We start from the raw sequence: 10,974 nt of genomic DNA, 5'->3' as shown, positions 1-10,974 counted from the left end.
TACGACGGCGTGGTCGCCGTGGTGGAGAAGCTGAAGGGGCACCCGCTGTTCGCCCACATCACGCTGACCCGCTCCGAGCGCTCGCCGATCGCCGCGCTCGTCACCGAGATGTTGGAGGACGTCCAGCCCTGACGGAACGGCACCGCGCCGGATCCGCACGGGCGAGGGCGAGTTCGGACGGGTGCGAAGGATCGGGTGCCGACAGTCGGACAAATCGCCTGGACAAAATCAGACAATCCGCCACGAAGGGGCCTGCCGCCGAGCGGCAGGCCCCTTCTCTGTCACCACATATGACGGCCACTTGTCCATCGATCGGCCAAACTGGCTGCCCGCCAAGATTGTGAGATGCGCCACGCAACCGGGAATTGCGTAGACATGGCCGCGTGCGGCATGGTGAGGGTTCTGTCAGGCCCCGCGTACGGCAAAACCTCGCTCGGCAACTCCGGTTGACGGGCGGAAAACTGAACACCGATGAGCCGTACGCCGCCCGATCCGATCGTCGTTCCGAGTCTCTCGGGCCGGCGCCGGGCCAGTGCCTCCGGTGACCAGAGCAGGTGTGGAGGACAGTGCCAAGGGGCAGATTGCGCCCGCACGGTCACGCGTGGGCGACGCTGGAAGGAAACCATGTGACTCGGATCTCGGTCCGGGGAGTCGCTGTGGCCTCCGCCACCGCGGTCACCGCTGTCGGTGCCGTCGTTGGTGCGGCCTCGGGCAGCGAGGGCAAGGCCGTCACGACGGTCGATGTCGCGAGCGCCACGCTGCTCGCCGACGTTCCCTCCGGTGACCAGGCGCAGACGGTCAGCGACAACTTCAGCCGCCAGGCGACCGCTCAGCAGGTGTCCGCCGACGCGGCGGCCAAGAAGGCCGCCGAGGAGGCCGCGCGCCAGAAGGCCGCTGCCGACGCGCAGGCCAAGGCCGACGCCGAGAAGGCGGCCAAGGCCGCCGAGGCGAAGCGCAAGGCGGACGAGGAAGCCGCCAACCGCGACAAGGCCCGCACCACGCTGGCCGCCGTCAGCCCGGGCTCCGTCCAGGAGATGGCGCTCCAGATCGTCGGCGACGACGCCCAGTTCCAGTGCTTCAGCCAGATCGTGAAGCGCGAGAGCGGCTGGGACTACACCGCCACCAACGCCTCCTCCGGCGCCTACGGCCTCGTCCAGGCGCTGCCCGGGTCCAAGATGGCCTCGGCCGGTGCCGACTGGCGCACCAACCCCGCGACCCAGATCAAGTGGGGTCTGAAGTACATGAACGACCGCTACGGCAGCCCCTGTGGCGCCTGGTCCTTCTGGCAGTCGCACCACTGGTACTAGGAACCACTGGTACCCGCGGCATCGCGGAGCCCCCGACCGTCCCCGGTCGGGGGCTCCGCGCGTGCCGCGGGGTGTGTGCCGGCTGCGGGCGGGCCGCGCCGCCCGGGCGGCGCTGACCAGTGCGCTCGCGGGCGGTGCGGTCCTGGTGCGGACGCGGGGAGCCCGAGAGGGTCCTGGATCTCGGGCCCCGGCCGGTCCGCGGACAGTTGGTCCACTGGTATCGGTCTCCTCCCCACTCTTTCGGATATGAAACCGAATGGTTTCGACGTGTTCGTCCCCTTTCGCAATGGTGCGGACACCCACCGGTTGCCGGGCCCGCCGGACCGCGGGCCCCACCGCCGGGTAGCGTCGTCCCCGACGAATCGTGGCGGACCCACGGCGCGACGGGCGAGCGGGGAACAGAGGTACGGGGATGGCGCGGGACTCGAAGGCGTGGAAGGCGTTGGCCAAGGCCGGCGCGGTGACCGCCGGCGTACTGGCGGCGGTCGAACGCCGCCGCCGGGCCGCCGCCGCGGAGGCCGCCGCCGAGGCGGCCGTGGTCGCCGCGGCCGCGCTCGGCGAGCTGCGGGCGGCCGACCACCAGGTGCTCCACCCGCTGCCGGCGGCCGGGACGCCGGTCGAGGACGGCCGGGCGGACCACCCGGCGCTCGCGGCCGACCGGATCCCGGTCCCGCGCCCGGCGGACGCCCGGTCGCGGGTCGCGGCCCTCCGCGACTTCCCGCCGGGCCGCCCGGCCACCCCCGTCGAGGCGGTGCCCTGGGGACTGCGGGTGGCGGCGGAGTCGACCTGGCGGCTGCTGCTGCTCGGGGTCGCGCTCTACGTGCTGTTCCGGGTGGTCGACATGCTGCGGCTGGTCGCCTTCGCGGTGGTGGCCGCGCTGCTGATCTCGGCCCTCCTGGAGCCGACGGTGTCCTGGCTGCGCCGGCTCGGGGTGCCGCGATCGCTGGCGGCGGCGGGCACCTTCCTGAGCGGCGTCGCCGGTATCGGCCTGGTCGGCTGGTTCGTGGTCTGGCAGGTGAGCACCAACCTGGAGTCGGTCACCCGCAAGGTGCAGGCCGGTGTCAACCAGCTCCGCGACTGGCTGGTGGACGGCCCGCTGCACCTGACCCAGCAGCAGATCGAGGACTTCGCCAAGCAGATCTCCACCGCGATCGGCACCAACTCGGAGCAGATCACCTCGGCCGGCTTCACCGGCGTGACCATCGCGGTCGAGGTGCTGACGGGTGTGGTGCTGGCGGCCTTCACCACCTTCTTCCTGCTCTACGACGGCGCCCGGATCTGGGGCTGGGCCCTGCGCGGCCTGCCCAGCCGGTCCCGGTACGCGATGGCGGGGGCCGGCCCGAAGGCCTGGGCCACCCTGACCGCGTACGTGCGCGGCACGGTCTTCGTGGCGTTCATCGACGCGCTGTGCATCGGCATCGGGATCCAGCTGCTCGGGGTGCCGCTGGCGCTCCCGCTGGCGGTGATCATCTTCCTGGGCGCCTTCGTGCCGTTGGTCGGCGCGCTGGTCACCGGGACGATCGCGGTGCTGATCGCGATGGTGACGGTGAACCCGTTCACCGCGCTGATGGTGCTGGTGGTGCTGGTCGCGGTGCAGCAGATCGAGGGGCACATCCTCCAGCCGCTGATCCTGGGCCGCGCGGTGCAGGTCCATCCGCTGGGCGTGGTGCTGGGGGTCGCGGCCGGCTCGATCGTCGGCGGGATCGCCGGCGCGATCGTGGCGGTGCCGCTGATCGCCGTCACCAACACGGTGGTCGGGCACCTGCGCCGGCGCAACGCAGCCGGCCTGGAGGTCTTCGTGGCGCTGGAGGCGGCCCGCGAGGCGGCCGAGGCCGAGGCGGAGACCGGGGCGGAGCCCGCCAGGGCCTGAGGCCGCCGCCCGCACGACGGAAGCCCGAGGGGCCCCCGCCATCGGCGGGGGCCCCTCGGGCTTCGACGCTGTCCCGTGCGCGTGCGCGGCTCAGAGAGCGGCCAGCACGGCCTCGGAGTCGAGGGTGGCGGCGACCGCCTGGAGCACGGCGGCGATCTTCATCGAGGCCTGGACGACCTCGCGCTCGACGCCGGCCTTGCGCAGCACGGCCTCGTGCGAGTCGAGGCACTGGCCGCAGCCGTTGATCGCGGAGACCGCGAAGCACCACAGCTCGAAGTCGGCCTTCTCGACGCCCGGGGTGCCGATGATGTTCATCCGCAGACCGGCCCGCATGCTGCTGTACTCCTTGTCGGAGAGCAGGTGCAGCGTCCGGTAGTAGACGTTGTTCATCCCCATGATCGCGGCGGCGCCCTTGGCGGCGGTGTACGCCTCCGGCTTGAGGTTCGCCTTGGCCTCGGGCTCCAGCTCGCGCAGCACGGCCGGGGAGCGGGTGGCCATCGCGCAGGCCAGCACGGTGCCCCAGAGCTGCTGGGCCGGGAGGTCGGAGTTGCCGATGACCGCGCTCAGGTTGAGCTTGAGGTCCTTGGCGTAGTCCGGGAGGGCGGCCTTCAGTTCGTCGAGAGCCATGGTCAGCCGGCCAGCAGGGCCTGGGCGTCGAGGGTGTCCTCGCCCTTGGTCCAGTTGCAGGGGCACAGCTCGTCGGTCTGCAGGGCGTCCAGCACCCGCAGGACCTCCTTGGGGTTACGGCCGACGGAGCCGGCGGTCACCATGACGAACTGGATCTCGTTGTTCGGGTCCACGATGAAGACGGCGCGCTGGGCGGTGCCGTCCTCGGCCTCGACGCCGCAGGCCTGCATCAGCTCGTGCTTGACGTCCGCCAGCATCGGGAAGGGCAGGTCGCGCAGATCCTTGTGGTCCTTGCGCCAGGCGTGGTGGACGAACTCCGAGTCGCCGGAGACACCCAGGATCTGGGCGTCGCGGTCGGCGAACTCCTCGTTCAGCTTGCCGAACGCGGCGATCTCGGTGGGGCAGACGAAGGTGAAGTCCATCGGCCAGAAGAACACCACGCGCCACTTGCCCTCGTAGGACTTGTGGTTGATGTCGGCGAAGGCGCTCGCGGGGTCGAGGTCGACGCAGGCCTTGAGGTCGAACTCCGGGAACTTGTCACCGATCGTGAGCACGTTCACTTCTCCTGGTGTGAGAAATCGAGGGTCTTTGCCCGATCTGCCTATGATTCGACGGATTCAGACAAGATCCAGGGTTACACAGCAGGCACTGATCAGGGAAATAGCTAGACTCGTTGCATCTGATCGGAGAGAGCTATCAGTACCCAGCACCCCGCCGCCCGCACGGACCGCACCCGCAAACCCGACGCCGGCGTGGCGAGCACCACAGCCCGTCCGCCCCGCGCTCCCACCGTCGCCCAGCTGCGCTCCTTCCTCGCGGTGGCCGAGCACCGGCACTTCCGGGAGGCCGCCGCGGCGATCGGCGCCAGCCAGCCGGCGCTCTCCGGGGCGGTGGCCGCGCTGGAGGAGGCGCTCGGGGCGCAGCTGGTGGAGCGGACGACACGCAGAGTCATCATCACCCCGCTGGGGGAGCGTGTCGCCGGCCACGCGCGCCGGGTGCTGTCCTCGCTGCAGTCGCTGACCGAGGAGGTCGAGGCGGCCCGCCGCCCGTTCACCGGCGTCCTGCACATCGGGGTGATCCCGACCGTCGCGCCGTACCTGCTGCCCGCCGTGCTGCGGCTGGTCCGGGACAGCTACCCGGAGCTGGACCTGCACGTCCACGAGGAGCGCACCCCGTCACTGCTGGAGGGCCTGGCGGCCGGCCGGCTCGACGTGCTGCTGCTGGCACTGCCCGCCGGCGGCCCGGCGCAGACCCGGGACATCCCGCTCTTCGACGAGGACTTCGTGCTGGTCACCCCGCCCGGCCACGAGCTCGCCGGACGGGTCGACGTCCCCCGGGACGTCCTGCTCGACCTGGACGTGCTGCTGCTGGAGGAGGGCCACTGCCTGCGCGACCAGGCGCTGGACATCTGCCGGCAGGTCGGCGCCGAGCAGAGCGGCGGCAGCACCCGGGCCGCCGGGCTCTCCACCCTGGTCCAGCTGGTCGCCGGCGGGCTCGGGGTGACCCTGCTCCCCGCCACCGCCCTGGACGTCGAGGCCGGCCGGGCCGACCGGCTCGCCCCGGTCCGCTTCGCCGCGCCCGCCCCCGGCCGCCGGATCGGCCTCGCCACCCGGCCCGGCTCGGCCCGCTCCGCGGACTACGACCGGTTCGCCGCCGAACTGCGACGGGTGCTGCGGGAGCTTCCGGTGCGCATCGTGGAGTGATCCTCCGGGCATACCTCGATCGGTGGTTCAAGCCTGAGGGGGTGCCGTGGACGTCTCCCGGATCAAGGTGTCCGGCCTGAAGTGCTTCAGCGGTCCGCGCGAGGTGGACCTCGACCTCGCCCGGCCGGACGGCACGGCGGCCGGCTGGACGGTGCTGGCCGGGCCGAACGGCTCCGGCAAGACGGCCCTGCTGCAGGCCGTCGCACTGGCCCTCGGGGCGCACCCCGCGGTGGCCGCCGACCGCTGGCTGACCGCCGGAAGCCCGGCCGGCTCCGTGGAGCTCAACGGCGGCGCGGCCTGGCGGGTCACCGCCGGAGAGCCGCCGAGAGCCGAGCGCACCGGCCCGCTCTCCGCCCGGCACCGCTACTTCGGCCCGGCCGGGCGCCCGGCCGCCACCGAGATCCGCGGGGCCGCCGCCGACCTGGTCGAGGACGGCCTGCTCCCGGACGGCTGGCGGCTCGACCCCCGGCCGCACGCCGACGGACCCCGGGCGGTCCGCGGCACGGTGACCCTGCCGCTGGCCGAACTCGGCGACGGGACGGCCGCACTGACCGCCCTGGTCACCGAGCTGTCCGCGATCACCCGGCGCACCCGCCCCGAGTACCTGGACGGCACCCCGACCCTGCCGGTCCGTGCCACCGTGCTGATCGACGACGTCGAGGCCCACCTGCACCCGGCCTGGCAGCAGCGGATCGGCAGCTGGCTCACCGCGCACTTCCCCCAGGTCCAGTTCATCGTCGCGACGCACAGCCCGTACGTCTGCCAGGCCGCCGACCCGGGTGCCCTGATCCGGCTGCCCGGGCCCGAGGACGAGGCCGCCGGGCCCCGGCTCCTCGGCGAGGACCTGCACCAACGGATCCTGTACGGCAGCGGCGACGACACCGCGCTCTCCGAACTCTTCGGCCTGGCCAGCGCCTACTCGCCGAACGCCGAGGCCGAACGCCGCCTGCTGGTCCGCCTGGAGCGCAAGCTCTACGCCGGCGACGCCTCGGCCGCCGAACTCGCCGAGTACCGCGAACTCGGGGCCAAGCTCAACAGCTCGCTCACCGCCCGGGCCGACGAGGCCACCGCCCGCCTGCTCGGCCGGGACCGGTGATCCCGCTCCAGCGGCCGCCGCTCCGGCCGGCCCTGCTGGCCGAGCTCGGCCGCCGGACCGAGGCGATCCGGCAGGCCGGGCCCGGTACCGCCGCCGGCCGGGCCGCCTGGCGCGGCGCCCGCCAGCCCAAGGCCCAGCTGCGGCTGCTGCTCCGGCAGATGGCACCCGGCCTGGAGCGGTGCATGTACTGCGGGGACAACCTCGGCACCGACATCGACCACTTCGAGCCGATCGCCCGCGCCCCGCTGCGGACCTTCGACTGGCAGAACCACCTGCTCGCCTGCGCCCACTGCAACAGCAACCAGAAGCGCGACCGCTTCCCCTGCGACCCGGTCACCGGCGCCCATCTGCTGATCGACCCCTCCCGCGAGGACCCGGCCGAGCACCTGCTGCTCTACCTGGAGTCCGGGGCGTACGACCCGCTCACCGCCAAGGGCGAGGCGACCATCGACGTCTTCGCCCTCAACGCCCGCGCCGAACTGGTGCGCGGGCGGCGGATGATGTTCACCGTGGTGCAGGCGGTGCTGCTGGCCTGGGACCGCAGCCGGCGGTCCGGCGCCGAGGCGGAGGCCGGCGAGTACCTGGACGCGCTCCGGCTGCTCCACCACGCGGACGTGCTGCGGGCCGTGCTCCGGCTGCGCCGCAACCCCGCACTGGCCGACGCCGTCCTCGGCCCGGGGGTGCCGGCCGCGCTGGAGCACCTGGTGAAGGTGTCCCGGGAGTTCGGGACCTGACCCGTCGTCCGGGGTCAGCCGGAGGTGCCGCCGCCGTCGGCGGGCGGCGCCTCGGTCACCTCGGCCGCTTCGGTCACCCCGCTCCCGTCCACCACTTCGGTCAGGTCGACCACCTCGATGACGGCCCGGTCGGCCGCGGCGACCGCCGTGGCCGGGAACGGCACCGTCCCGGCCGCCCGCAGCGTGTTGCGGGTCAGCAGCCAGGCGGCGCCCAGCCCGGCCGCCCCGGCCAGCAGACACAGGTAGTCCGGGGCGCCCGCCCAGACCGCCGCCGCGGCCATCCCGACGCCCAGGCAGAGGTGGGCGAGGCTGGCGATCAGCACCGCGAACGCCGCCGGCAGCAGCGGCCCGCTGGACCCGGCGGTGTGCATCTCGGCCTCGATGCTGAGCCCGCCGTGGAGCCCGAGGTGGACGGCGACCTTCGCCGCGTCGACGTCCGCCCGCTCGGAGGGCTCCTCCCCGTCGAGCCGTTCCACGAAGGGGTGGTGGGCGCACGGGGCGTCCGGCTCCTGGGGCCTGTCACCGTCGTCTGCTCGGCTCACGCTGACTCCAGCCTTCTGGCGCTCCACGGTTCACATCGACACGGCAGGGTGGGACCATGGTGCCCAGCTTCGGTTCGTGCCGGATCGGTACCTGCTCAATACCCTGCGGACGGCCGGATTGTGCACGGACCAGGGGAGGAAACGTGGACCGTCGACCGTCGGACACCGCGGAGCCGGTTCGGTCGGACGGGGTCGAACGCCGACTGACCGTCAATCTGACGCCCCGTGCGGCCAAGGCACTGGACCAGGCAGCCGCGGCCAGCGGGGACTCCCGGACCGACACCGTGAACCGGGCCCTCCAGGTGTACGCCTACCTGGAGCAGGTCAGCCGCAACGGCGGCTCCCTCTACGTCCGGGAGGGCGGCGACGCCGGGGGCGAGCTGACGATGGTCCGCTTCCTCTGAGCGGACGCGGCCCTCCGGGGCCGTCAGACCTGGGGCAGGCGCTGTTCGAACCAGACCACCTTGCCAGCCCCGAGCCGGGTCGCGCCCCAGCGGTCCGCGCAGCGCGCCACGATCTGCAGGCCGCGTCCGCGCTCCTCGTCCGGGCCGGCCCGGCGCGGCCGCGGCAGGGCCGCGTTGTCGTCGCCCACCTCGCAACGCAGCAGCGAGGTGCGCACCAGTCGCAGGGTGACCGGCCGGGTGGCGTGCTGGATCGCGTTGGTCACCAGCTCGCTGACCATCAGCTCGGTGCTCTCCGCCAGTCCCTCCAGCCCCCAGCGGCGCAGCGCGTGCGAGGCCAGCCGGCGCGCCCGGCTCGGCGTCTCGTGCCGTGGCTGGAGGAACCAGTACGCCACGTCCTCGGCCGGGATGCCGTCGAACGCCGCGGCCAGCAGGGCGATGTCGTCGCCGCGGTCGCCCGGCGGCAGGATCCGCAACGCCTCCTGGCACAAGTGCTCGGGGGAGTGCCGGTGCGCGGTCGCCATCCGGCTGCGCAGCAGTTCGAGACCGGTGCTCAGCGGGCGCCGCCGGGACTCCACCAGGCCGTCCGTGAACAGCAGCAGCGCCGAGCCGGGCGGCGCCGGCAGCTCCACCGAGGAGAAGTCCACCCCGCCCACCCCGATCGGCGCGCCCGGCGGTAGGTCCAGCAGCTCGCTGCGGCCGTCCGGCTGGACCAGCACCGGCGGTACGTGGCCGGCGTTGGCCAGCACCACGCGGTTGGCGATCGGGTCGTAGACCGCGTACACGCAGGTGGCCAGATGCTGCTCCTGGCCGAGACGCTGCGCCTGTTCGTCGAGGTGGTACAGCACCTCGTGCGGCGGCAGGTCGAGGCCGGCCAGGGTCTGCGCGCTGGTCCGCAGCTGGCCCATGATGGCCGCCGAGGTGAGCGAGTGGCCCATCACGTCGCCGACGATCAGCGCCACCCGGTTGCCCGGCAGCGGGATCGAGTCGTACCAGTCGCCGCCGACCTGCGCGCCGCTCTCACCGGGCAGGTAGCGGTGGGCGAGGCGGACCCCGTGCGGCTGCGGCAGGTGGGTGGGCAGCATCGAGCGCTGCAGCTCGTCGGCGATCTCCCACTCGCGGGAGTAGCGCAGCGCGGTGTCCACCGCCAGCCCCGCCTGGGTGGCCAGATGGCCGGCGGTCGCGGTGTCCGCCGGGTCGAAGCCGGCCGGCCGGCCCGGTTCCGGACGGCGGATCAGCAGCAGCACGCCCAGGACGGCCTTGCGGCCCAGCAGCGGCAGCGCCAGCAGCGCGGTGCCGGGCCGGAGCCGTCCCAGGGTGCGGTTGCCCAGCAGTTCGGCCAGCACCGGGAGGTGCGGCGAGGCGGCGGGGGTGCCCAGGACCAGGGGGACGGGCGGGCCCGGCCGGGTGAGCACGAGCGCCAGCGGGCCGTCCGGCCGGACCGCGCGCGGCCCGCCGCCGCGGCCGAGCCGGGTGCCCTGGGCGTGGTGGACCAGCAGCCCGGCGGGCGCCCCGGGGGCGCGCTCGACATCGGGCAGCGGATCGCGCAGCAGGACCACCGTGGCGTCGGCCAGCGCGGGGACCAGGACCCGGCCGAGATCGCGGAGGGTGGTGGTCAGGTCCAGCGAGCCGTTGATCCGCCGGGCGGCGCCGTCCAGGTAGCCGAGGCGCTCGGCGATCAGCTCGGCCGCCTGTGCCGTGGGCAGCGCTCCCACCTGCGATTCTGCCTGCGCGCCTGCCTGTGCTCCCGTCTGCGGGCCCGTCTGCGCGCCCGCGCGGTCGCAGGACTCCGGCGCCGGCGGCCGGGCCGGCGGTGGTGGATGGCGCTGGACGGGGACGGCCGGCGGCTGTGCCGCCCCGGGTGTCAGATGGTTGCGCACGGGCCGCCCGTTCTTGAGGTGTGGAGCAGGGACTGGTCAGCTGACGCGCCGACAGCGCAGGAACAGCTGCTCCTCGGGAGGCAGCGTCGTGCTGGCCGGTGCGTACGGATGGCCGGAACCCGACTCCACCGAGAAGCCCGCCCCGGCCAGTGTGCGTGCCAGGTCCTCCCGCAGGTAGCCGCTGATCTTCAGCTCCTGCCCGAGGAAGGGGAGCGGCGCGTTGTCCAGGTCCGCCTCCACCATGCCCAGGGCCAGCAGCCCGCCGGGGCGCAGCAGATCACGGATCCGGCCGAGCACCACGGGTATCTCGTCCTGCGGCAGCAGGATCAGCGAGAAGAACGCGGTGGCCGCGGCGAAGCTCCCCTGGCCGGCGGGGCCCAGCTCCGGCGCACCCCAGGCCCGGGCGGCCCGCGGGGTGGCCAGATCGTACATGTCGATCCGGTGGAACGCGGCCTCCGGGACGGCCTGCCGCGCCAGCCCCAGCATGCCGTCCGAGAGGTCGGCGCCGGTCACCGTCAGTCCCCCGTCGACGAGTTGGCGCAGGGTCGGCTCGCCGGAGCCGCACCCGATGTCGAGCACCCGGGCGCCGGGCTCCAGCTCGCTCAGTAGCCACTCGCCGCAGGCCAGCTGCCCGGACTTGGTCGGGAAGGCCTCGCTGTACCGCGGCCCTATGGGGTCGAAGGCCAGGGCCTGCAACGCGCGTTCGGCCCGGCGCCGGCAGAGCTGTGCGTGGGCCCGGGCCCGGGCGTTCGCGGAGGACGGGCCGTGGCCCTGGGCGGGGTCGGATATCTGTCCGGTCGTCACGATTCGCAAG

At 73.7% G+C, this 10,974-nt stretch carries 11 protein-coding genes; 6 read left to right on the top strand and 5 right to left on the bottom strand.

Features of this window, described 5'->3' with window-relative positions; all coding sequences use genetic code 11:
- Positions 1-626 precede the first annotated feature (626 nt).
- Together ACIOFR_RS24515 and ACIOFR_RS24510 are read left to right on the top strand one after the other, a co-directional pair.
- Positions 627-1,307 carry a transglycosylase SLT domain-containing protein gene (locus ACIOFR_RS24515; RefSeq protein WP_401000714.1) on the top strand — a complete coding sequence of 227 codons (681 nt, stop codon included), beginning with the start codon at positions 627-629 and terminating at the stop codon, positions 1,305-1,307.
- Between the two features lie 412 nt (positions 1,308-1,719).
- Positions 1,720-3,177: an AI-2E family transporter gene (locus tag ACIOFR_RS24510; RefSeq protein ID WP_401000712.1), complete on the top strand. Its 1,458-nt coding sequence runs from the start codon at positions 1,720-1,722 to the stop codon at positions 3,175-3,177.
- Between the two features lie 90 nt (positions 3,178-3,267).
- Here the strand turns inward: ACIOFR_RS24510 and ACIOFR_RS24505 are convergent, their stop codons facing one another.
- On the bottom strand, positions 3,268-3,804 hold the full coding sequence (locus ACIOFR_RS24505; protein ID WP_401000710.1) for an alkyl hydroperoxide reductase: 537 nt from the start codon (positions 3,802-3,804) through the stop codon (positions 3,268-3,270).
- Positions 3,805-3,806: 2 nt separating this feature from the next.
- The gene (locus tag ACIOFR_RS24500) at positions 3,807-4,358 is read right to left on the bottom strand and encodes a peroxiredoxin (protein ID WP_371498854.1); all 552 of its coding nucleotides are present in this window, start codon (positions 4,356-4,358) and stop codon (positions 3,807-3,809) included.
- Between the two features lie 198 nt (positions 4,359-4,556).
- Between ACIOFR_RS24500 and ACIOFR_RS24495 the strand changes: the two genes are divergently transcribed.
- From ACIOFR_RS24495 to ACIOFR_RS24485, 3 genes are read left to right on the top strand one after another with little or no spacing between them, the layout of a single operon-like run.
- On the top strand, positions 4,557-5,507 hold the full coding sequence (locus ACIOFR_RS24495; RefSeq protein ID WP_401000708.1) for a LysR substrate-binding domain-containing protein: 951 nt from the start codon (positions 4,557-4,559) through the stop codon (positions 5,505-5,507).
- A gap of 46 nt (positions 5,508-5,553) precedes the next feature.
- A complete protein-coding gene (locus tag ACIOFR_RS24490; protein WP_401000706.1) occupies positions 5,554-6,603 on the top strand; it encodes an AAA family ATPase in 1,050 nt (349 codons plus the stop codon).
- Positions 6,600-7,337: an HNH endonuclease gene (locus tag ACIOFR_RS24485; protein ID WP_401000704.1), complete on the top strand. Its 738-nt coding sequence runs from the start codon at positions 6,600-6,602 to the stop codon at positions 7,335-7,337. Before ACIOFR_RS24490 ends, ACIOFR_RS24485 begins: the two co-directional genes overlap by 4 nt.
- Positions 7,338-7,351: 14 nt before the next feature.
- Here ACIOFR_RS24485 and ACIOFR_RS24480 read toward each other — a convergent pair whose 3' ends face one another.
- Complete coding sequence (locus ACIOFR_RS24480; protein ID WP_401000702.1) at positions 7,352-7,879, bottom strand: hypothetical protein; 528 nt, start codon at positions 7,877-7,879, stop codon at positions 7,352-7,354.
- Between the two features lie 143 nt (positions 7,880-8,022).
- Here ACIOFR_RS24480 and ACIOFR_RS24475 point away from each other — a divergent pair, with 143 nt between their 5' ends.
- Positions 8,023-8,283, top strand: a complete 261-nt coding sequence (locus tag ACIOFR_RS24475; RefSeq protein ID WP_401000700.1) for a hypothetical protein — start codon at positions 8,023-8,025, stop codon at positions 8,281-8,283.
- A 23-nt stretch (positions 8,284-8,306) separates the two neighbouring features.
- Here the strand turns inward: ACIOFR_RS24475 and ACIOFR_RS24470 are convergent, their stop codons facing one another.
- Both ACIOFR_RS24470 and ACIOFR_RS24465 read right to left on the bottom strand, forming a co-directional pair.
- Entirely contained in the window at positions 8,307-9,995 is a 1,689-nt protein-coding gene (locus ACIOFR_RS24470; protein WP_401000698.1) for a SpoIIE family protein phosphatase, read from the bottom strand.
- 201 nt (positions 9,996-10,196) lie between these two features.
- Entirely contained in the window at positions 10,197-10,856 is a 660-nt protein-coding gene (locus tag ACIOFR_RS24465; protein ID WP_401000732.1) for a class I SAM-dependent methyltransferase, read from the bottom strand.
- Positions 10,857-10,974 lie beyond the last annotated feature (118 nt).

Origin of the sequence: Kitasatospora sp. NPDC088346 (genome assembly GCF_044740765.1) — a bacterium.
In the GTDB taxonomy this organism is placed as follows: Bacteria; Actinomycetota; Actinomycetes; order Streptomycetales; family Streptomycetaceae; genus Kitasatospora.
The sequence above is the reverse complement of the archived record's forward strand: the minus strand, read 5'-3'. Positions and strand labels throughout refer to the sequence as shown.

Coding starts and splice junctions, on each gene's coding strand:
- ACIOFR_RS24510 (WP_401000712.1), top strand. CDS start 1,720: ATGGCGCGGGACTCGAAGGCGTGGAAGGCGTTGGCCAAGGCCGGCGCG.
- ACIOFR_RS24505 (WP_401000710.1), bottom strand. CDS start 3,804: ATGGCTCTCGACGAACTGAAGGCCGCCCTCCCGGACTACGCCAAGGAC.